19 protein-coding genes are annotated in these 21,935 nt (G+C 62.5%); 11 read left to right on the forward strand and 8 right to left on the reverse strand.

The annotated features are described in order from the left end of the window. Nucleotides 1-13 precede the first annotated feature (13 nt). Together BSY16_RS01075 and BSY16_RS01080 are read left to right on the forward strand one after the other, a co-directional pair. Entirely contained in the window at nt 14-808 is a 795-nt protein-coding gene (locus BSY16_RS01075; protein WP_069057957.1) for a 3-methyl-2-oxobutanoate hydroxymethyltransferase, read from the forward strand. Nucleotides 809-872: 64 nt separating this feature from the next. Then, nucleotides 873-1,103 (forward strand): hypothetical protein, encoded by a 231-nt coding sequence (locus tag BSY16_RS01080; protein WP_069057958.1) that lies wholly within the window; start codon nt 873-875, stop codon nt 1,101-1,103. Here the strand turns inward: BSY16_RS01080 and BSY16_RS01085 are convergent. Together BSY16_RS01085 and BSY16_RS01090 are read right to left on the reverse strand one after the other, a co-directional pair. Further along, nucleotides 1,100-1,609, reverse strand: coding sequence for a hypothetical protein (locus BSY16_RS01085; protein ID WP_069057959.1), 510 nt, complete (start codon nt 1,607-1,609; stop codon nt 1,100-1,102). The two genes, BSY16_RS01080 and BSY16_RS01085, sit on opposite strands and share 4 nt — an antisense overlap. 14 nt (nt 1,610-1,623) lie before the next feature. Further along, entirely contained in the window at nt 1,624-2,631 is a 1,008-nt protein-coding gene (locus BSY16_RS01090; protein ID WP_083242793.1) for a LysR family transcriptional regulator, read from the reverse strand. A gap of 255 nt (nt 2,632-2,886) precedes the next feature. Between BSY16_RS01090 and chvE the strand changes: the two genes are divergently transcribed. From chvE to BSY16_RS01125, 7 genes are all read left to right on the forward strand, one after another. Next, nucleotides 2,887-3,960, forward strand: coding sequence for a multiple monosaccharide ABC transporter substrate-binding protein (chvE, locus tag BSY16_RS01095; protein WP_069057960.1), 1,074 nt, complete (start codon nt 2,887-2,889; stop codon nt 3,958-3,960). A 120-nt stretch (nt 3,961-4,080) separates the two neighbouring features. Next, the gene (gene mmsA, locus BSY16_RS01100) at nt 4,081-5,616 is read left to right on the forward strand and encodes a multiple monosaccharide ABC transporter ATP-binding protein (protein ID WP_069057961.1); all 1,536 of its coding nucleotides are present in this window, start codon (nt 4,081-4,083) and stop codon (nt 5,614-5,616) included. Next, a complete protein-coding gene (mmsB, locus tag BSY16_RS01105) occupies nt 5,616-6,824 on the forward strand; it encodes a multiple monosaccharide ABC transporter permease (RefSeq protein WP_069057962.1) in 1,209 nt (402 codons plus the stop codon). The genes mmsA and mmsB overlap by 1 nt, the downstream gene beginning before the upstream one ends. Before the next feature lie 129 nt (nt 6,825-6,953). After that, nucleotides 6,954-7,949, forward strand: coding sequence for an AraD1 family protein (araD1, locus tag BSY16_RS01110; protein ID WP_069057963.1), 996 nt, complete (start codon nt 6,954-6,956; stop codon nt 7,947-7,949). Nucleotides 7,950-8,006: 57 nt separating this feature from the next. Then, on the forward strand, nt 8,007-9,440 hold the full coding sequence (locus tag BSY16_RS01115; protein WP_069057964.1) for an aldehyde dehydrogenase family protein: 1,434 nt from the start codon (nt 8,007-8,009) through the stop codon (nt 9,438-9,440). A 48-nt stretch (nt 9,441-9,488) separates the two neighbouring features. Continuing rightward, nucleotides 9,489-11,228 carry an L-arabinonate dehydratase gene (araD, locus tag BSY16_RS01120; protein ID WP_069057965.1) on the forward strand — a complete coding sequence of 580 codons (1,740 nt, stop codon included), beginning with the start codon at nt 9,489-9,491 and terminating at the stop codon, nt 11,226-11,228. A 144-nt stretch (nt 11,229-11,372) separates the two neighbouring features. After that, a complete protein-coding gene (locus tag BSY16_RS01125) occupies nt 11,373-12,053 on the forward strand; it encodes a hypothetical protein (protein WP_150129840.1) in 681 nt (226 codons plus the stop codon). Between the two features lie 99 nt (nt 12,054-12,152). On the opposite strand, the gene BSY16_RS01130 is transcribed toward BSY16_RS01125, so the two are convergent. From BSY16_RS01130 to BSY16_RS01140, 3 genes are read right to left on the reverse strand one after another with little or no spacing between them, the layout of a single operon-like run. Beyond that, the gene (locus tag BSY16_RS01130; protein ID WP_069057967.1) at nt 12,153-12,974 is read right to left on the reverse strand and encodes a transglutaminase family protein; all 822 of its coding nucleotides are present in this window, start codon (nt 12,972-12,974) and stop codon (nt 12,153-12,155) included. A 19-nt stretch (nt 12,975-12,993) separates the two neighbouring features. Then, entirely contained in the window at nt 12,994-13,935 is a 942-nt protein-coding gene (locus BSY16_RS01135) for an alpha-E domain-containing protein (RefSeq protein ID WP_069057968.1), read from the reverse strand. A 5-nt stretch (nt 13,936-13,940) separates the two neighbouring features. Then, nucleotides 13,941-15,350, reverse strand: a complete 1,410-nt coding sequence (locus BSY16_RS01140; RefSeq protein WP_069057969.1) for a circularly permuted type 2 ATP-grasp protein — start codon at nt 15,348-15,350, stop codon at nt 13,941-13,943. Nucleotides 15,351-15,680: 330 nt separating this feature from the next. Here BSY16_RS01140 and BSY16_RS01145 point away from each other — a divergent pair, with 330 nt between their 5' ends. Continuing rightward, nucleotides 15,681-16,565 (forward strand): DMT family transporter, encoded by an 885-nt coding sequence (locus BSY16_RS01145; protein ID WP_069057970.1) that lies wholly within the window; start codon nt 15,681-15,683, stop codon nt 16,563-16,565. A 56-nt stretch (nt 16,566-16,621) separates the two neighbouring features. Here BSY16_RS01145 and BSY16_RS01150 read toward each other — a convergent pair whose 3' ends face one another. Next, complete coding sequence (locus BSY16_RS01150) at nt 16,622-18,046, reverse strand: DEAD/DEAH box helicase (RefSeq protein ID WP_069061297.1); 1,425 nt, start codon at nt 18,044-18,046, stop codon at nt 16,622-16,624. Nucleotides 18,047-18,344: 298 nt separating this feature from the next. Continuing rightward, nucleotides 18,345-19,445, reverse strand: a complete 1,101-nt coding sequence (locus BSY16_RS01155) for a DNA alkylation repair protein (RefSeq protein ID WP_069057971.1) — start codon at nt 19,443-19,445, stop codon at nt 18,345-18,347. A gap of 214 nt (nt 19,446-19,659) precedes the next feature. Between BSY16_RS01155 and BSY16_RS01160 the strand changes: the two genes are divergently transcribed. Next, on the forward strand, nt 19,660-20,112 hold the full coding sequence (locus tag BSY16_RS01160) for a host attachment protein (protein WP_069057972.1): 453 nt from the start codon (nt 19,660-19,662) through the stop codon (nt 20,110-20,112). A gap of 91 nt (nt 20,113-20,203) precedes the next feature. Here the strand turns inward: BSY16_RS01160 and BSY16_RS01165 are convergent, their stop codons facing one another. Further along, on the reverse strand, nt 20,204-21,805 hold the full coding sequence (locus BSY16_RS01165; RefSeq protein ID WP_069057973.1) for a trimethylamine methyltransferase family protein: 1,602 nt from the start codon (nt 21,803-21,805) through the stop codon (nt 20,204-20,206). Nucleotides 21,806-21,935: the final 130 nt, after the last annotated feature.

Raw genomic sequence — 21,935 nt, forward strand, 5'->3', positions numbered from 1 at the left:
CTGGGAGATGACAGTGAAGACCAAAAGACCGACGGTCGCCGACGTTCAGGCGATGAAGGGCAAGCGCCAGCTCACCATGCTGCGCGTCGTGACGCTGGAAGAGGCTGCGGCTGCCGAGCAGGCGGGCATTGACCTCGTCTCCGTGCCGCCCGCGCTGCTTGGGCCCGCCTTCCGCGAGGCGGCCCCGACGGTCTTTGCCTTCCCCGGGCTCGAATATGGTGACCTCGTCACGACGGACGACTATCTGCGCGGCGCCTTCCAGGCGATGAAGGCGGGCGGCGACGCCGTCTATTGTGCGGCCGGTCTCTCGACGGTGCGGCGCCTTCGGGAAGAAGGCATCCCGGTTTGCGGTCATGTCGGCCTCATTCCCTCCAAGGCGACATGGACGGGAGGCTTCAAGGCCGTCGGCAAGACGGCGGAAAGCGCACTGGAAATCTGGCGCCAGGTCAAGGCGCTGGAAGAGGCCGGCGCCTTTGCCGCTGAAATCGAGGTTGTGCCGGGCGAAATCGCCGCGGCGATCAGCGCCAAGACCTCGCTCGTCATGCTCTCGATGGGGGCCGGCACCGGATGCGATGCGCAATATCTCTTCGCGGACGACGTGCTCGGCCAGAACCGTGGCCACTATCCGCGCCACGCCAAGGTCTACCGCAACTTCGCGGCTGAACATGACCGGTTCCAGCAGGAGCGCATCGCCGCCTTCCGGGAGTATGCGGATGACGTGCGTTCCGGCGCCTATCCGGAGAAGGCGCATCTCGTCGGCATCGCGCCGGCAGAACTTGCTGCCTTCCTTGATCGTCTCGACGCCTGAAAAGCCGGTTCCCTCACGCGGGAAAACCCCCTATGTAGGCGGTCGAAGGCCTGAGGAGACGTTCATGAAAATCATCGACACCGACCATCCGTTCTACCGTCCGCTCTGGCGGCGGGTGCTTCTGGTCGCGGTCTGTGCAGCGTGGACGGGTGTGGAATTCTACAACAACGAGCAGACCTGGGGCACGATCTTCCTCGTCGTGACGGCCTATGTGTTCGCGAACCTCATCCTGTTCTTCAAGCCCTCCGATCCGGCGGAAAAGCCGCCGGAACAGGGCGGCGAGACAAAGAGTTAACGCAGCCCAAAACTCTTCTCGACATTGATCCGCCGGATCGTTTCGTCGATCAGCATGTTGGCGATCTTCATGCGCAGCGTCGCATTGATGCGCAGATCCTCCGGCGCGCGGTCGGGATGGTTGTCGCGAGCAAAACTGCGCCGGCGCGCCAGCAGGTCGTCCACGCTTTCCTTGCCGGTCAAGGCCAGGTCTTCCGCGACGTGGTCTGGTTCCGTGCGCAGCAGATGCGGCGGCGGTGCGGGTGGGGGCTCGATCGTCGGCGGGCTTTGCGGCTCGGGCGGGATTGGCGCGGGCTCTTCATAAAGATCCAGATAGGCGGCAGCGGCCTGCGAGCCGGACATGAAGGTAGCCCCCGTGCCCAGACCGGCAAAGCCGGAGGTCAGGCCGCGAATTTCTCCAAGGCCTTCGTCTTCATGAGCGTCGTGGTCGCCATTTTCTTCAGCGGCTTCGCGTGCCTCGGCCTTCAGCCTTTCGAGTACGGATTCAAAAACGGTCAGGCCGAACATGGTGTCTCCTTCGCTCAGTCGGGCGAAAGCATCCGGCTGCGTTGCAAGATCAGATCATAGAGCAGTTTGGCGCTCGGGGGCAGCGCCCTGCCTTTCACGGAAATGAGGCTGTATGGCTTGATGTCGATTTCGAAGTCGGTGTTGAGGATGCTGATTTCACCCGCCTGCGCGCCGACATCGGCGATGAAGACCGCCATGTCACGGGCGACAGGGGCGATCGCGTTCGAGCCGCAGACGATGGCGGTGGTCAGCAGGATGGACGAGGTGTTGACGACCGTGGAGGGCAGGGCGACGCCCGCCGCGATGAACAGTTCCTCGATGCGCCGCCTCAGCAGTGTGCCGGCCGGCTGGAACACCCAGTCGTAATGCGGCAGGTCGGCGAGGCCGACGACGGGCTTTTCCGTCAGCGGGTGGCCCTTGCGCACGATGAGGCAGGCCTTTTCGATGCCGATCTCGGTGACGTTGAACAGGCGCGGGTTGAGATCGTCCGGTACACGGGCGATGATGAAATCCTGCCTTGCGGCAAGCAGTTCGTGGGCGAGCACGTTGCTTGTCTCCACGCGCACGTTCACCTCGATGCCGGGATAGGCGGCACTCACCTGCTGGATGGCCGGCACGGCAAGGCTGATCGCCGGCGCCGTCACCGAACCGAGGAAGACCGAACCGCCGGTGCCGGATTTCAGCGCGGAAAGCTCGCGATCGACTTCACGCAGTTCGAGCAGGATGGTGCGGGCGCGTCGCGCGAAGGCTCGCCCGAAGGCGGTGAGCGCGACGCCGCGCGACACACGCTCGCAGAGCTGGGCCTTGAGGATCGTTTCCATTTCCGTCAGCATGCGCGACGCGGCGGGCTGCGAGATGTTCAGCGCATCGGCGGCCGCACTCACCTGGCTGTGCTCCTCGATGGCCACGATCATGCGCAGGTGGCTGAGCTTCAGGCCGCTGCGCAGCAGGGCGACACCCTGAAGGTTGTCGCCATCTTCGCCTGGAAAAAGTGGCTCGTCCCTGTCCTCTTGCAAGCGCATGTTTACCTCGTTTTATAAAATAGTACATTTGCCCCATGGTATATCAAATTTGATATCACTTTAGAAGCTTATTGCATTTGACAGTTATGGCAATTCGTACGACGTTGCGGCAATGTGCGCTGGGGTCCTTGGGAGTGGGGATCGGTGGGCTTTTGGCTCACCAGTCCAGGTCGTCGCCTGAAAGCGACCCCGCCCGTGCACAGAACAATGCCTGGCCGCAATTCCGGTCAGTGCGCACAAGGGAGAGACCTTTCAATGAAACTGATCACTTCGCTTCTCGCCGCCGCTGCCATCAGCGTTGCGTCGTTCGTTGCGCCGTCCTTTGCCCAGGACAAGGGCATGGTCGGCATCTCCATGCCCACCAAGACCTCGACCCGCTGGATTTCCGATGGCGAGACGATGGAAAAGCTGTTCAAGGACGCCGGTTATACGCCGGACCTGCAGTTTGCTGACGACGACATTCCGAACCAGCTCGCCCAGATCGAAAACATGGTCACCAAGGGTGCCAAGGTTCTCGTCATCGGCGCCATCGACGGCACGACGCTGTCCGACATCCTGCAGAAGTCTGCCGATGCCGGCGTGAAGGTCATCGCCTATGACCGCCTTATCCGCGATTCGGGCAATGTCGACTACTACGCCACCTTCGACAACTTCCAGGTCGGCGTTCTACAGGCCACCAGCCTCGTCGACGGCCTGAAGGCAAAATTCCCGGACACCAAGCCGTGGAACGTCGAACTCTTCGGCGGTTCGCCGGACGATAACAATGCCTTCTTCTTCTACGATGGCGCAATGTCGGTCATCCAGCCGCTGATCGACAGCGGCGCGATCGTCGTCAAGTCGGGCCAGACCGGCATGGAAACGGTCGGTACGCTGCGTTGGGATGGTGCCGTTGCCCAGGCCCGCATGGAAAACCTGCTCTCCTCGACCTACACCGACGGCCGCGTTGATGGCGTTCTGTCGCCCTACGATGGTCTCTCCATCGGTATCCTGTCGGCCCTGAAGGGTGTTGGCTACGGCTCGGGCGACCAGCCGATGGCGATCGTCACCGGCCAGGACGCCGAACTGCCGTCCGTCAAGTCGATCCTCGCCGACGAGCAGTACTCGACGGTCTTCAAGGACACCCGCGAACTGGCCAAGGTCACCGTCAGCATGGTCAACGCCATCCTGGAAGGCAAGGAGCCGGAAGTGAACGACACGAAGACCTATGACAACGGCGTCAAGGTCATTCCGTCCTACCTCCTGAAGCCGGTTGCCGTCGACAAGTCCAATGCCGAGAGGATCCTTGTCACGGACTCCGCCTACTACACGGCTGACCAGTTGAAGAACTAATCGTTCTTTCCACTCTCCGGGGTTCGCGCCATATGCGCGAACCCTCTTTTCTCCGGATCGCAGAGCGAATAGGCTCGGTTTCCCCGCCTGATGGTGGCGGATGGCCGCTGGAAACTGTCAATGAGCAAAACCCTTCTCGAAATGCGTGGCATCACGAAGACGTTTCCGGGCGTAAAGGCGCTCGACAACGTCAACCTGAAGGTCCGCGAAGGCGAGATCCACGCCCTTGTCGGCGAGAATGGCGCCGGCAAATCCACCCTCATGAAAGTGTTGAGCGGCGTCTATCCAGCCGGCTCCTATGAGGGGGAAATCCATTTCGACGGCGAAGTCCGTCGCTTTTCCACGATCTCCGACAGCGAGCATCTGGGCATCATCATCATCCACCAGGAGCTGGCGCTCGTGCCGCTTCTGTCGATCGCCGAAAACATCTTCCTCGGCAACGAGGTGGCGACGAACGGCATCATCGACTGGAAACTGGCGTTCCGGCGCACGCAGGAACTGCTGAACAAGGTGGGCCTCAAGGAGCCGCCAGGCACGCTGATCACCGATATCGGCGTCGGAAAGCAGCAGCTCGTCGAGATCGCCAAGGCGCTCTCGAAAAAGGTGCGCCTGCTCATCCTCGATGAGCCGACCGCCTCGCTCAACGAGAAAGACTCCGACGCGCTCCTGAAGCTGCTGACGGAGTTCCGTGCACAGGGCATGACCTCGATCATCATCTCGCACAAGCTGAACGAGATCAAAAAGGTCGCCGACCAGATCACCATCCTGCGCGATGGCGGCACGGTCGAGACGCTCGACTGTCATAACGAGGATATTTCGGAAGACCGCATCATCAAGGGCATGGTCGGTCGTGCGATGGAAGACCGCTACCCGGCGCGCGAGCCGAAGATCGGCGAGACGCTGCTGGAAGTGAAGAACTGGAACGTCTTCCACCAGCACCACCGCGACCGGCAATTCCTGCACGATGTCAGCTTCAACGTGCGCGCCGGCGAAGTCGTCGGCATTGCCGGGCTGATGGGCGCCGGACGCACCGAGACGGCGATGAGCATTTTCGGCCGGTCCTGGGGCCACAAGATCACCGGCGATGTCCTGATGCACGGCAAGCCTGTCGATGTCAGCACGATCCAGAAGGCGATCAAGGCGGGTCTCGCCTATGTCACCGAGGATCGCAAGCATCTCGGTCTCGTACTGATCAACAACATCATGCACAACACGACGCTGGCCAATCTCAAGGGTGTGTCGAATGCGACGGTGATTGACAACCACCAGGAAGCCAAGGTCGCGGCGGGCTACCGCTCGAAGCTGCGCATCCGCTCGCATTCCATCTATCAGGAAGCGGTCAATCTTTCCGGTGGCAACCAGCAGAAGGTCGTCCTGTCTAAGTGGCTCTTCACCAATCCCGAGGTTTTGATCCTCGATGAACCGACGCGCGGCATCGATGTCGGCGCGAAGTTCGAAATCTATACAATCATCAACCAGCTTGCCGCCGAGGGCAAGGGCATCCTGATGATCTCGTCGGAGATGCCGGAACTGCTCGGGACCTGCGATCGCATCTATGTCATGAACGAAGGACGCATCGTGGCCGAGCTCTCCAAGGCCGAAGCAAGCCAAGAATCCATCATGCGCGCCATCATGCGCTCCGGGGAGAAACACTAATGGCCACCGATACATCGACCCAGAGAGCCCAGCCTTCGGTGGGAGAGTACCTCAAGAAGAACATCCGCGAATACGGCCTGTTGGTCGCGCTCGTGGTGATCATGATCTTCTTCCAGATCCTCACCAACGGCGTGCTCTTCCGCCCGGTCAACATCACCAACCTGGTGCTGCAGAACTCGTTCATCGTCATCATGGCGCTCGGCATGTTGCTGATCATCGTGGCGGGACATATCGACCTGTCGGTCGGCTCCATCGTCGCCTTCACCGGCGCCATATCGGCAATCATGCTGGTGAAATGGGGGCTGCCGGCGATCATCGTCGTGCCGCTCTGCATCCTCGTCGGCGCGATCATGGGGGCGGCGCAAGGCTATTGGGTCGCATACCAGAAGATCCCGTCCTTCATCGTGACACTCGCCGGCATGCTGGTTTTCCGCGGCATGACCTATGTCGTGCTCGGCGGCCGCCCGGTTGGCCCGTTCCCGAAGGATTTTCAGATCCTCTCCACGGGTTTCGTGCCGGACTTCCTGTCGATCACCGACCCCGCGACGAGCCTGATCAAGAACTACTTCGCCCTCGTGATGATCGTCCTGCTGGTCGCCTACGCCGTCTATGCCGGCCTGCGCGAGCGGCGCATGAACGCCGTGCATGAGACCGAAAACGAGCCGTTTGCCTTCTTCGCCGTACAGATGGCGATCATCGGCGCGGTGGCAATCTTCCTCGGCTTCCAGCTCTCGACCTATCGCGGCCTGCCGAACGTGCTCGTCATCATGGGCGTGCTGATCGTGCTCTACACCTTCGTGACGACCCGCACGACGATCGGCCGACGCATCTACGCGATGGGCGGAAACGAGAAGGCGGCGAAGCTTTCGGGCATCAATACCGAGCGGCTGACCTTCTACACCTTCGTCAACATGGGCGCGCTCGCGGCCCTTGCCGGCATGATCATCGCGGCCCGCCTCAACTCGGCAACGCCGAAGGCCGGCGTCGGCTTCGAGCTCGACGTCATCGCGGCCTGCTTCATCGGCGGCGCGTCTGCATCCGGCGGCGTCGGCAAGATCACCGGCGCGGTCATCGGCGCCTTCATCATGGGCGTCATGAACAACGGCATGTCGATCATGGGCATCGGCATCGATTACCAGCAGCTCATCAAGGGCCTGGTGCTGCTCGCCGCCGTGTTCTTCGACGTCTACAACAAGAACAAGGGCTGATCGGGCAACCGGCCAGCCATCTGAATTGCATGCGTGTTTGACGGGCTGCTTGAGGCGGCCGGTGCGGTGGTGTCTGTCCACCGCAGGTGCGGAGCTTTGGCGCGAGCCTGCTCCAGGAAGGACTAGGAAATGCTGATTTCGCAGGTAGCAAATGCCGATGGGTCGATCACCGTGGTCGTGCGGGAAGAGGGTGGCACGGGCCGCGCGGTCAACGGTGCGGGCAGCGTCTATGCGCTGGCGCTGGAAGCAGCCAACAGCGGCCAGTCGCTGAAGGCCGTCATCGAGGCCAAGGGCCTTGGCGACGAGGTCAGCCTCGAAGCGGCCTATGCCGCCGGTCGTCTGCTGTCGCCGATCACCCATCCGGATGCGGCACACGTGCACCTGACCGGTACGGGGCTCACCCATCTTGGCTCCGCCGCGACCCGCGATTCCATGCACAAGAAGACGTCGGAAGCGGCTGAAGAGACGCTGACCGATTCGATGAAGATGTTCCGCATGGGCCTCGAAAACGGCAAGCCGAAAGAAGGCGAAAAGGGCGTTCAGCCGGAATGGTTCTACAAGGGCAATGGCAGCCAGGCCGTCGCGCCGGGTGCAGCCTTGACCTCGCCCTCCTTCGCGCTTGATGGCGGTGAAGAGCCGGAAATGGCGGGAATCTACGTCATCGCCGCCAATGGTTCGCCATTCCGTATCGGCTTTGCGGTCTCGAACGAGTTCTCCGACCATGTGACGGAGCGCATCAACTACCTCTATCTCGCCCATTCGAAGCTGCGCCAGGCGAGCTTCGGCCCGGAAATCCGCGTGGGTGCGGCACCGGACGATATCCGGGGCTTCTCGCGCATCGTGCGTGGCGGCAAGGTTCTCTGGGAAAAGCCGTTCGTTTCGGGCGAGGCGAACATGTCCCACACCTTCGCCAACCTGGAATACCATCATTTCAAGTACGGCCTGTTCCGCGCGCCGGGCGATATCCACGTTCACATGTTCGGTACGGCGACGCTGTCCTTCGGTGACGGCATCCGCACGGAGGAGGGCGACGTGTTCGAGATCGGCGCCGATGGTTTTGGTCTGCCGCTGCGCAATCCGCTGGCAATCGCCACGGAAGAAGAGATCGAAATCCGCCAATTGTAATCGATGCGACGGCCCGCTTGCCGGGCCGCACCATGCAGACAGGAGGCTCAAAGGCCCATGACCATGCACCAGAACCTGATTGCCGGCGAATGGGTCGGCTCGGACGCAATTCGCAACATCAACCCGTCGAATACCGACGACGTGGTGGGCGAATATGCCCGCGCTTCGGTCGAGGACGCCAAGGCGGCCATCGCGGCGGCGAAGGCGGCTTTCCCGGCCTGGTCACGCTCCGGCATCCTCGAACGCCATGCGATCCTGCGCAAGACCGCGGAAGAGATCCTCGCCCGCAAGGACGAACTCGGCCGCCTGCTGTCGCGCGAAGAGGGCAAGACGCTGGCCGAAGGCATCGGCGAGACGGTGCGCGCCGGGCAGATCTTCGATTTCTTCGCAGGCGAGTGCCTGCGCCTTGCCGGCGAAGTGCTGCCCTCGGTGCGGCCCAACATCGGCGTCGAGATCACCCGCGAACCGGCCGGCGTCGTCGGCATCATCACGCCGTGGAATTTCCCGATCGCCATCCCCGCCTGGAAGATCGCGCCGGCGCTGTGTTACGGCAATACCGTCGTCTTCAAGCCGGCCGAACTCGTACCCGGCTGTTCCTGGGCGATCGTCGATATCCTCGTGCGCGCCGGCCTGCCGAAGGGGGTGCTGAACCTCGTTATGGGCAAGGGTTCCGTCGTCGGCCAGACGATGCTCGACAGCCCCGACGTGCAGGGCATCACGTTTACCGGCTCCACCGGCACGGGCAAACGCGTCGCACTCGCCTCCGTCGAACATAACCGCAAATACCAGCTCGAAATGGGCGGCAAGAACCCCTTCGTCGTGCTCGACGATGCGGACCTCACCGTCGCCGTCGAGGCTGCCGTCAACTCGGCCTTCTTCTCCACCGGCCAGCGCTGTACGGCCTCCTCGCGCGTCATCGTGACGGAAGGCATCCACGACAGGTTCGTCGCTGCCGTCGGTGAGCGCCTGAAGAGCGTCGTCGTCGATGATGCGCTGAAGGCCGGCACGCATATCGGTCCGGTCGTCGATGAAAGCCAACTGAGGCAGGACACGGACTACATCGAGATCGGCAGACAAGAGGGCGCAAAACTCGCCTTCGGTGGTGAGTTGCTGAAGCGCGACACGCCCGGCTTCTATCTGGCGCCCGCGCTCTTCACCGAGGCGACGAACGACATGCGCATCTCGCGGGAAGAGATTTTCGGCCCGGTCGCCGCGGTCATCCGCGTCAAGGACTACGAGGAGGCGCTGGCCGTCGCCAACGACACGCCGTTCGGCCTGTCCTCCGGCATTGCCACCACGAGCCTCAAGCACGCGACGCATTTCAAGCGCAATGCCGAGGCCGGCATGGTCATGGTCAACCTGCCGACGGCGGGCGTCGATTTCCACGTGCCGTTCGGCGGCCGCAAAGGCTCGTCGCATGGCTCGCGCGAGCAGGGCCGCTACGCCAACGAATTCTACACAACCGTCAAGACCGCCTACACCCTGGCGTGAGACAAAGGCCGTCCGACCTTTCGGGCGGTCCCTTCAAGGACTGGAAAGATGACGAAGAAAGCGGAGTGGCCGCGCAGGCTGAGATCACAGGAATGGTACGGCGGCACCAGCCGTGACGTGATCTATCACCGTGGCTGGATGAAGAACCAGGGCTATCCGCACGACCTGTTCGACGGGCGCCCGGTTATCGGTATCCTCAATACCTGGTCGGATATGACGCCGTGCAACGGCCATCTGCGTGAGCTTGCCGAAAAGGTGAAAGCCGGTATCTGGGAAGCCGGCGGCTTTCCGATGGAAGTGCCTGTTTTCTCGGCCTCCGAAAACACCTTCCGACCGACCGCGATGATGTATCGCAACCTCGCCGCCCTCGCGATCGAGGAAACGATCCGCGGCCAGCCGATGGATGGCTGTGTGCTGATGGTCGGCTGCGACAAGACCACGCCGTCGCTGATCATGGCGGCGGCCTCCGTCGACCTGCCGTCGATCGTTGTCACCGGCGGCCCGATGCTGAACGGCTATTTCCGCGGCGAGCGCGTTGGCTCCGGCACGCATCTGTGGAAGTTCTCCGAGATGGTGAAGGCCGGCGAAATGACGCAGGACGAGTTCCTCGAGGCGGAAGCCTCGATGAGCCGCTCGTCGGGCACTTGCAACACCATGGGCACGGCCTCCACCATGGCCTCCATGGCGGAAGCGCTCGGCATGGCCCTGTCAGGCAATGCGGCCATTCCGGGAGTCGATTCCCGTCGCAAGGTCATGGCGCAACTCACCGGCCGGCGCATCGTGCAGATGGTCAAGGACGACCTGAAGCCCTCCGACATCATGACCAAGCAGGCCTTTGAGAACGCCATCCGCACCAATGCGGCGATCGGCGGATCGACCAACGCGGTCATCCACCTGCTCGCCATGGCCGGCCGCGTCGGCATCGATTTGACGCTGGACGATTGGGATCGCTGTGGCCGCGACGTGCCGACCATCGTCAACCTGATGCCGTCGGGCAAGTACCTGATGGAGGAGTTCTTCTATGCCGGCGGTCTGCCCGTCGTGCTGAAGCGCCTCGGCGAGGCCGGCCTGCTGCACAAGGACGCGATCACGGTCTCAGGCGAAACGATGTGGGACGAGGTCAAGGATGTCGTCAACTGGAACGAGGACGTCATCCTGCCCGCGGAAAAGGCGCTGACGCAATCCGGCGGCATCGTCGTCGTGCGCGGCAACCTCGCGCCGAAGGGTGCGGTGCTGAAGCCATCGGCCGCCTCGCCGCATCTGCTGACGCATCGCGGCCGCGCCGTGGTGTTCGAGGATATCGACGACTACAAGGCCAAGATTAACGACGACAGTCTCGATATCGACGAGACCTGCGTCATGGTCATGAAGAACTGTGGGCCGAAGGGGTATCCGGGCATGGCCGAAGTCGGCAATATGGGGCTTCCTCCGAAAGTGCTGAAGAAGGGCATCACCGACATGGTGCGTATCTCCGATGCGCGCATGTCGGGCACGGCCTATGGCACAGTCGTGCTGCACACCTCGCCGGAAGCTGCAGTGGGCGGCCCCCTTGCAGTCGTGCAAAACGGCGACATGATCGAGCTGGACGTACCGAACCGCCGCCTGCATCTCGACATTCCCGAAGAAGAGCTGGCGCGCCGTCTCGCCGCTTGGAAGCCGAACCACGACCTGCCCGCGTCGGGCTATGCGTGGCTGCACCAGCAGCACGTTCAGGGCGCCGACACCGGCGCCGACCTCGACTTCCTCAAGGGGTGCCGCGGCAGTGCTGTTGGCAAGGACAGCCACTGAGGCCTTAACGGGAGGAGGGCGGAGAAGCGGCCCTCCTCATGCACTGGGATGCACGTTAGCCGTTGCGCCTACACGCTATGGTGTTGCAGGCGAGCGGGAAATCGTATCAACTGCGCTGACCACCAGCCCTGGAAGGAAGCGCGTATGCCTACCCCTGCGTCTACGTCGGTCAAGGAAGGCAAATCCACCACCTATACTGCGAGTGTGGCAGATGAAACCACACTCGATTCGGCTGTGACGGTGACGGGTGAGGGATACACCGTCACGTTTAATGGCAACAATTTCGCAAGCAAACATTTGCGCCGCATCCGGCGCAACAGCGTCAGCAACTTGCAGGACGCGGTGACGGCTCCTGCAAAATTGCTGAGCTATGCCAAAGAGGCGCGGGCGGGTGCGGTGGAACGCTTTGTAGGCAAGGCGAGCAGTACGAACTCCGTTATCTATCTCGACCTCGGCCAGTTCTGCCAGTTCGGTTGCGCGATCATAAAGTTCCTCAAGGCAAATGAGGCCACTCCTTGGACGCCCTATCCAGCGAACGCGCCGGTCTCGCTGCAGAAAGACGTGACCGTGACCATCGGCCGTTGCCTTGCCTATTCCCATAGCGGGGTGGGCGCGATGCGCTCCGGCGCTGACGGCAAAGGGGAGGGCGGTGTGGGGATCACGCTGACCGCCACCGTGCGGCAGGTTGGCGCCTCAGCGAAAATCGTCGAGGTCTGCCATTACGCGGGTGGATCGATCGTCGGCAAGGTGAATGTCGATCAACTCGACCCCAAGGCGCAGGCAGAGAAAATACAGGGCATTGCCGGCAAGATCGTCAGTGGCTGACGCTGCCATGTGAGTATGAACAGACAGATGGCCGGGTATTGGTCCCGACCAGTTTTGCGCGCGCCCCACAGATGGTGACTGCTACCCGGCAGACTGTGCTCAGCTCTGGCTTTGCGACTGGCTCTGTCCGGCCGATGCCACCGTGATGGACACGCTCATCGTTTCTGCCGCCTTGCCCACCACCATGCCGGAAATCGGGGCGGCGTCCTGGTAGTCGAGGCCGGTCGACAGCCGGACATAGCGGGCGTCCGGGCAGATATTGTTCGCCGCATCGAAGCCCACCCAGCCAAGACCCTGCAAATGCACCTCCGCCCAAGCGTGGCTTGCGGTCTGTTCGGGTGCTTCCATCAGCAGGTAGCCCGAGACGTAGCGGGCAGGAATGCCGAGGTGGCGTGCCGCGGACAGGAGTATATGCGCGTGATCCTGGCAAACGCCCTGCTTCATCTCCAGTGCCTGCTCAGCCGTCGTTTCTGATCCGGTTTCGCCCGGCCTGTAGGCAACGGTCGCATGGATCGTCCCCATCAGCGCGTGCATGCGCGCCAGCTCGTTTTCGCCGGCCGATGCCTTGGCAAGCTCACGGATCAGCTTGCTCGGCTTGGTCAGCGGCGTTTCGCGTAGATAAAGCCAGAGCGGCACGAAACCCTGGTGTGGGCCGAAGACGCCGGCCCGGTCCTCCGTATCGACCTCGCCCTCGGCGACGATGCGGATCGTCACCTGTTCGGCATTGGTGCTGACCAGATCGACATGGTTGCCGAAATGGTCGGTGTAGCCGGCCTCAAGGCGGGCGCCGTGCACGGTGGTCTTCCACGCGCGCACGGTTTGCCCCGGCTGGGTCTTCGGCGTGAGACGCAGCCGTTGCAGCGAATACTGCACCGGATCGTCATAGTGATATTCCGTCGTGTGGCTGATCTTCAGTCGCATGTTCGCCCCCGTGTCAGCCCTAGCGATTGAAGCGGTAGCCTTCGGAGATTTCTTCCCCGAGGCGGTTGTTGTGCACGATGAATTCCTCGATGAACTCATGGAGGCCCTGTTCCATGATGTCATCGATGGTTCGGCTTCGGAGCAGCATCAGCGTGGCCGAAGCAGTCTCGTGCGCTGCATGGTTGTCGCCGTATAGCTTGGCGAGATAACCGAGATTGCTGACGATCTTGTCGTAGCTGTAGGCCAGCGAGCGCGGCATGCGATCATTGAGGATCAGGAAATCCGCGATGTTGGCCGGCGAATAGTCGCCATCATAGACCCAACTGTAGGAGCGGTGCGCCGAAACCGATCGCAGGATCGATTCCCATTGCTTGTTGTCGAGCGACGAACCGACCTTGGCGATTGCCGGCAGCAGCACGTAATACTTCACGTCGAGAATGCGCGCCGTGTTGTCGGCTCGCTCGATCGAGTTGCCGATGCGCGAGAAGTTGTAGACGTCGTCGCGCAGCATCGTGCCGTGGAAGGCGCCGCGGATGAGGCCGGTGCGGCGCTTGATCGTGTCGATCACCTCGGGCATTTCCGCCGGGCGGACGCGCTTGGACAGCATCTCCTTGAACTCGATCCAGCACTCGTTCATCGCTTCCCAGGTTTCCCGGGTCAAGGCGGTGCGCACCATGCGCGCGTTGTTGCGCGCGGAGTCGATGCAGGACAGCACGCTTGATGGGTTCGCTCGATCGCGCAGCAGGAAGTCGATGGCGTCCGCGCTCGTCAGCCTTTCGTGCACGGTGTCGAAGTCGTCGCGCACGCCGGCACTTTGCAGCACGCCGTCCCAGTCGTCGTCGGTGGAGCCGCTGCGCGTCAGCGCCATGCGCAGGCCTGCGTCGATCAGGCGGGCAATATTCTCGCCCCGCTCGATATAGCGAAACATCCAGTATAGGCCGTTTGCAGTTCTTCCGAGCATCGGTATCAGTCCTCCAGTACCCAGGTGTCCTTCGTGCCGCCGCCCTGACTGGAGTTCACCACCAGCGAGCCTTCTTTGAGCGCCACGCGGGTTAACCCGCCCGGAATGATCTGCACCTTGTCGGAAACGAGCACGTAGGGCCGGAGGTCGACGTGCCGGGGCGCGATGCCCTTGTTGACGAGGATGGGGACTGTGGAAAGCGACAGTGTCGGCTGCGCGATGTAGTTCGATGGCCGGGCCTTCAGCTTTTCGGCAAAGGCGGCGCATTCCTTCTTGGTGGCTGTCGGGCCGACGAGCATGCCGTAGCCGCCGGAGCCGTGCACTTCCTTCACCACCAGTTCGTCGAGATGCTCGAGCACGTATTTCAGGCTGTCTTCCTCCGAGCAGCGCCAGGTCGGCACGTTTTCGAGCAGCGCCTTGCGGCCGGTATAGAATTCTACGATTTCAGGCATATAGGAGTAGATCGCCTTGTCGTCGCAAATGCCGGTGCCCGGCGCGTTGGCGATGGTGATGTTGCCGGCCTTGTAAACATCCATGATGCCGGGAATGCCGAGCGCTGAATCCGGCCGAAAGGTCAAGGGATCGAGGAAGTCGTCGTCGACGCGGCGATAGAGCACGTCGATCGCCTCGTAGCCGCGGGTCGTGCGCATCTTCACCTTGCCATCGACGACGCGCAGGTCCGAGCCCTCGACCAGCTCCACGCCCATCATGTCGGCGAGGAAGGAATGTTCGTAATAGGCAGAGTTGAAGATGCCTGGCGTCAGCACGGCAATACGCGGCTTGCCGGAACAGCCGGGGGGTGCAAGGGACGCGAGGCTCTGGCGCAGGGTCTTCGGATAGTCTTCCACCGGCCGCACCTTGTTCAGGTGGAACAGCTCCGGGAACATCTGCATCATGGTTTCCCGGTTTTCCAGCATGTAGCTGACGCCGGACGGGGTGCGGGCATTGTCTTCCAGCACATAGAACTGGTCTTCGCCGGTGCGCACGATGTCGGTGCCGACGATGTGGGTATAGACGCCGCCCGGCGGCTTGAAGCCGATCATCTGCGGCAGGAAGGCGACGTTGCGCTCGATGAGCTCGCGCGGCACGCGGCCGGCCTTGATGATTTCCTGCTTGTGGTAGATGTCGTCGAGGAAGGCGTTGAGGGCGATGACCCGCTGTTCGATGCCCTGGGCGAGCTTGCGCCACTCTCTGCCGGAAATGATGCGGGGTATGATATCGAAGGGGATGAGCTTTTCGGAGCTGTCCTCGTGTCCGTAGACTGCGAAGGTGATGCCGGTTTTTCGAAAGAGGTTTTCTGCGTCCCTTGATTTGGCGATCAGGCGAGCCCGATCCTGTCCTTCGTACCAGTCATGGTAGTTGTCATAAGGTTGCCGCGGGTTGGAGTCCGCGTTCATCATTTCATCAAATGCCAAAGGCGTGTTCCCCATTTTTCGCCATTTGAGTACAACATCAGGGGCAATGCAAGAACCATGCTCAATTAGCGGGAAAGAATTCTCACACCGCTTTGGGAATGGTCAAACCGCCCGGCAGGACGGTTTTTCGCGTGGAGTGAACAGGTCGGGGCGCCTGCTGTGCTGTTTCCTGCGAGGGGTCGAAACCGGTGCTGCCGAAAATAGAGGCAGATGCCGAAAAGCTGTCCCGCCCTGTCTTTCCCTGAACCTAATCATCAAGGAAATTCCTTTGACCATCATCGGCGTCGCGCCTATCGCTCGCGCACCGATTGTTCTTCTGCCGGAAGCCGCATGTCCCTCGATCGCCTGGCGCCAGTCATCTTCGTCCTGCTCTGGTCGACCGGCTGGGTCGTCGCGAAATTCGGCGCCATCGTTTCCGAACCGCTCACCTTTCTCAGCATTCGCTACCTTGCCGCCGCAATCCTCTTCGGCGGCCTGTGCTGGGTTTCCGGCGTCTCCTGGCCGCGCGATGCGCGCACCATCGTGCATGCCGTCGTCTCAGGCGCCTTCCTGCATGGGCTCTATCTGGGAGCGGTCTGGTGGGCGATCGGCGAGGGCGTTCCGGCCGCGCTCTCCTCGATCATCGCGGCTCTCCAGCCGCTGATGACGGCGCTGGCCGCCCCCTTCTTCATCGGCGAGCGGCTGAACGGGCAGCAGAAGGCGGGTCTCTGTCTCGGCTTTCTCGGCGTGCTGCTGGCTGTGCTGCCGAAATTCTTCGGTCATGGTGCTGCGGAAATCCCGACCTTCGCCATCATCGTCAACATGATGGGCATGGCTGCCGTCACTTACGGCACGATCTACCAGAAGCAACATCTGCCGACTGGCGACATCCGCGCCATAGCGACCCTGCAATATATCGGGGCGTTGATCGTCACCGTGCCTTTCGCACTCGGCCTGGAAAGCCTGCACGTCGATTTCGGCTGGGCCTTCGTCGCGTTGCTCGCCTGGTCGGTGCTCGGCATTTCGATGGGCGCGATCCTGCTGCTGCTCTACCTGCTGCGCAGAGGGCAGGTCTCGCGCGCGGCCTCCCTCATCTACCTCGTGCCGCCCATCGCCGCCCTCCAGGCGGCCGCCATCTTCGGCGAGGAACTGACGGTCCCGATGATTGTCGGTACGCTGATCGTCGTGGTCGGCGTCTACCTCACCAACCGCAAGGACCCGGCGCCGGCGGAATGATCAAACGAAAACGGCGGGCCGAAGCCCGCCGTTTCCTCATTCAGTTGTGATGTCGATTACGCCTGTTCGCGGCGCTGGCCTTCAGAGCGGCGCGGCTTGCCGTTCTGGTTCGGGCGACCCTGGCCGTTGCCGGCACCGTGGTTGCGGTTCTGGCGCTCGCCCTGCTTCTGCGGCGGGCGGCCGCCGTGGGGGCGCTTGCCGGCGCCCGGTGCGCCGTCGGAGGCTGCGTGTGCACCTTCGCCGAAGGGCTTGCGCGGCGGACGCTGGCCGGCGCGACCCTGGCTGGCACGATGGCCGCTGCCGCTGCGCGGCTTGCGCGACTTGCCGCCCGGGCCTGCCGTGATAACGGCCGGGGCTTCGCCGCTGGCGACGGCGATCTTGATGCCCATCAGCTTCTCGATGTCACGCAGCAGGTGTGCTTCGTCCGGGGCGCAGAAGGCGATCGCGATGCCATCGCGGCCGTTGCGGGCCGTGCGGCCGATGCGATGCACGTAGGCGTCCGGCACTTCCGGCAGGTCGTAGTTGTAGACGTGGGTGACGCCCGGAATATCGATGCCGCGGGCGGCAACGTCGGTGGCGACGAGCACGCGGATCTCGCCGTCACGGAAGGCCTTGAGGGCACGCTCGCGCTGGCCCTGGCTCTTGTTGCCGTGGATCGAAGCGGCCTTGTAGCCGACCTGCTCGAGATGCTTCATCAGCTTTTCGGCGCCATGCTTGGTGCGCGAGAAGACCAGCGACAGGCCGTCCGGATTGGCGTTGAGCGTCTGCTTGAGGATCTGGGTCTTGTGGTCCTTGCCGGGCACGAAGTGCACGTACTGCTCGACCTTGTCGGCAGCCTTGCCGGGCGGGGAGACTTCAACCTTCTTCGGGTTGACGAGGTATTCGCCAGCGAGTTCGGCGATCAGCTTCGGCATGGTGGCCGAGAAGAGCAGCGTCTGGCGGGTCTTCGGCACGAGGCGCGAAATCTTGCGCAGGTCGTGGATGAAGCCGAGGTCCAGCATCTGGTCGGCTTCGTCGAGCACGAGATAACGGGCCTGCGTCAGCGTCACGGCCTTGCGGGCGATGAGGTCGAGCAGACGGCCGGGCGTGGCGACGAGGATGTCGGTGCCACGGTTCAGCATTTCCGTCTGCTTGTTGATGGAAGCGCCACCAACGACGGTGACGATGCGCAGCGGCGTCTTCTTCACGAAGTCGCGCAGGTTGTCGGCGATCTGGTTCACCAGTTCGCGGGTCGGTGCAAGAATGAGGGCGCGGATGTTGCGCGGGTCGGGACGGCGCGGATCAGCCAGAAGCTTTTCGATCATCGGCAGGCCGAAGGCGGCCGTCTTGCCGGTGCCGGTCTGGGCGAGGCCGATCAGGTCGGAGCCTTCCATGACGAGCGGAATGGCCTTTTCCTGGATGGGGGTAGCGGTGGCGAAACCGAGGGTGGAAAGGGTATCGACAATGGTCTTCGAGAGGCCGAGGTCGTGAAAAGTGGTCAAGTGCATACCTTTCGGGGCGCCAAACGCGATAAGCCGGAACGCACCATGCGTTTCCGGTTTCGTTCGGCGTCAAGAACCCCGCGTGAATTGGGAACTTGTGGGTTGGTTGGCAGTCGTCGGCGCAGTCATCCGCAAATGGGAGGCGGATCGTCTCTTGCGCTTGTCCTTCTTAGCATCCCGTTGCAGGGACGTCGGTGGCTCGCTCACGCGGCGGCCGAAGGGCGACGCTGGGGGTCATGTCGTTGTTTTGCGGTGAAAAGTCAAGCCCTAGTTTTCGCAGGTGCGAAAGGATTGGGCCTCAACCTATGCGAAGATCGAAGTCCGCGGTCGCGCAAACGGCGCCGTTGATCAGGATTTCGATCCGGTGCGTGCCGGGATAGTAGACCCGCGTGGTGATCGGCCGAATGGCATGGTCCTTGTCGATCGTCTGGCGCCCACCTGCCGGCAGGTCAAGCTGCTTCCACTTGAAGACCTTTGGCGCCAGGGTGCCGTTCGCCTTCACATGATGGATCGCATAATCGATCATCAGCCGCTGCGGCAGCGTATCGCCATTGGTCACGGTGATGGAAAAGCCGAGTTTGTCGCCGAAGACGACGACCGGTGTGGCGATCGCAAGCGTCGCGACTATGCCCTTTGCAGCCGCGAAGCCGAAATTGGCCAGTGCTTTTGCATCACCCTTCTTCAGGAGGGTGCGTGAGGCGTGCCGGAGCAATTGCTGTCGCTCGGTGGATGCGCCGTCGATATGGCGCTCGACGAAATCCGCGACCAGCGCCGGATGATCCTTGGCGATATCGTTGAGACTGTTGGCGACAGAGCGGCGCACATAGTCCTCCGGGTCGTCGAGGAGGGCGACGAGGATCGGCAGGATCGGCTGCGGGTCCTTGACGAGCGCCGGTAGGCGCATCGCCCAGGGCAGGCGGGGACGGGTACCTTCGCTGGCAAGCCGGCGCACATGATGATTGGCGTCGGTGGTCCAGCCTGAGATTTCCGTGAGCGCGCGGTCCTGTTCGGCATGGATGAGGCGGCGGATGCCGAATTCTGCGGTGAAATGCGGCGTCAGGGCCTTGAGGAGGGCGAGCGAAAGGTCAAAATGCTCAAGACCATGCTGGGAGACGAACTGGTTGACCGGCAACAGCGCCCAGCCGGAAAGGCCCGGCTTGCCATCGTTCGGCAGGGCTTGCCGCAGGATGTTTGCCGCCACGGTATAGTCCTTGGGCAGCGTTTCGGTGAGCGCCTCCCGAATTCGTTCCGACCGCTGCATCAGTTCCAGCGCCTCCATGCCATCGGTGGCGAGACGGGTGAAGCGGGCGGTATCGAAGTCCGGCGCATGGCGGGAGATGTGGGGCGCCATGTCTGTCACCAGTCCGGGATGCAGCAGGTTTTTCAGCGGTTCGGCCACGGGTTTCTCCACTCGTTTGCGGCACCCTAGCGAGCCTGGCCGGCACGGGGATAGGGGTGAACACGTCTTTCCAACAGCTTCGTGATCTTCGCCACCCGGAACATGCGGATGACCTGTTGCGTTCGGTCAACGTGCATCCTGCCACAATGCTGGCGGATGCTGATCGGCGCAGATTCGCTTCTGCGCATCCATAACCTCGCTACGGGAGTGAAACATGACCGCTACGACTTGGATTCTCGCCGCCGACGGCAACCAGGCCCGCTTGCTCAAGGGGGTGAACCTGTTGATCGATGGCCAGCAGAGCCCGGAGCAGGAAGTCTTTCGCTGGGAGCCAAAAAGGGCGCAGGACATCATGGCCGACAAGCCCGGCCGCAGTCACTCCTCCGTAGGCCGTGGCCGGTCCGCCATGGAATATTCGAGCGACCCGGTGCGGGAAGAGCAGCAGAAATTCACCGCCGAAGTGGCCGGCCGCATTGATGACTATGCCGCCGAAGGTGCCTTCGACCGTCTTGTCGTCTGCGCGGCACCCCAGACGCTCGGCGATCTGCGCACGAAGCTTTCGGATAAATCCCGCACCTTGACCATGGCCGAGATCGACAAGAACTTTTCGAACCTGCCGACGGAGAAACTGATTTCTTCCGTCCGCTCGATCATGTTCGATGCGTAAGCTTTAGCCACGCTGATATCGATCAAATCCATGCCTCTTGCCCCTTCTCCCCACCGGGGAGAAGGGAAGATGGGGCAACATCCTGCCAAACTTAGAAGTCGGTCGGAACGCCGCCCTCTTCCTTGCGCCTGGCGACGAACGCATCCAGTTCGTCCTCGATCGCCGGGTCGAGCGGCGGCTTTTCGTAGGTGTTGAGCTTTTCCTTGAACACCCGGTTGGCGTGGTCGTAGGTCGTCGGTCGGCCAGCCTCCGTCCATGTCTCGAAATTGCGCCAGTCCGACAGGATCGGCGAATAGAAGGCGGTCTCATAGCGCGCAAGCGTGTGCGGCGTGCCGAAGAAATGTCCGCCCGGGCCGACATCGCGCACGGCATCGAGCCCGAGTGCGTCGGCGCTGACATCGAGCGGCGTCAGGTATTCCGCCACCATCTGCAGCATGTCGACATCGAGGATGAACTTTTCGAAGGAGGCGGTCAGGCCGCCTTCGCTCCAGCCTGCCGAATGCATGATGAAATTGCCGCCGCCCTGGGTCAGTGCCCAGAGCGAGAAGGCGGATTCATACGCCGCCTGCGCATCGATCGTGTTCGAGGCATTGGTGTTCGAGGTGCGGTAGGGGATATTGTATTTGCGGGCGAGCTGGCCGCCGGCCACCACCGCCTTCATATATTCCGGCGTGCCGAAGGCAGGCGCGCCCGTCTTCATGTCGACATTGGAGGTGAAGCCGCCATACATGACCGGCGCGCCCCTGCGCACCATCTGCGTGAAGGCAATGCCGGCCAGTGCCTCGGCGTTCTGCTGCACGACCGCACCGGCGATCGTCACCGGTGCCATGGCGCCGGCCAGCGTGAAAGGGGTTACCACCACGACTTGGTTGCGCGAGGACATTTCGATGATGCCCTGCAGCATGGGGCCGTCGAGGCGCAGCGGCGATGACGTGTTGATGATGGTGAAGAGCGAGGGTTCGCGCTCCATCTGCTCCATCGAAATGCCGCGGCCGATGCGGGCGATCTCGATACCGTCGACGTTGCGCTGTTTTCCCAGCGAATAGACGTGAAAGACCTTGTCGGTCAGCTTCACCATATCCGATAGGCAATCGAGGTGACGCACCGAGGCGTGGATATCGACAGGCTCGACCGGATAGCCACCGGTGGTGTGGATCACGTCATAGGACTGCGCGAGCTTCACCAGCTTGCGGAAATCCTCCTGGTTGCCGGCACGCCGGCCGCCTTCTCGGTCCGCCACAAAGGGTGCGGAGGCGACCTGGGCGAAGACCAGGCTGTTGCCGCCGATCTCGACATTCCGCAGCGGGTTGCGGGCATGCAGGGTGAAGGCGGGCGGCACGGAGGCCATCATGTCGAGGATGAGGCCGCGGTCGAAACGCACGCGGTCCGTGCCGGGCGTCACGTCGGCGCCGGCGGCCTTCATGCGCTCGCGCGCCTCCGGCAGGATGACGTCCATGCCGATCTCTTCGAGGATCGTCAGCGACGCCTGGTGCACGGCCTCCAGCGCATCCTCCGAAAGCACGGTGGACTTGGCGGTCGTGTTGACGAGATTGAGATATTTCGACGTGGCCGGTGCGCGACGGGTGCGCTCGGCACCCCGCCCGCCGCCGCGTCGCCGCCGTTCGACGGGCGTGTCGGCGACGTCCGCCTCCGGTTGTTCGAGGTGATTTTCGAGTTTGATCACGTCGCCCATATGCAGTGCAGCCCCGGTCTGGTTTGCCTTTTTCCCTTGTTGCACATCCTGCGACGCCATGGCCCATCATTTGCGACAGGGAAATGCTCTCTCGGATAAGAGGCCTGCATGCGGCATTTCCGGCAACGAA

Origin of the sequence: Sinorhizobium sp. RAC02 (genome assembly GCF_001713395.1) — a bacterium.
Taxonomy (GTDB): domain Bacteria; phylum Pseudomonadota; class Alphaproteobacteria; order Rhizobiales; family Rhizobiaceae; genus Shinella.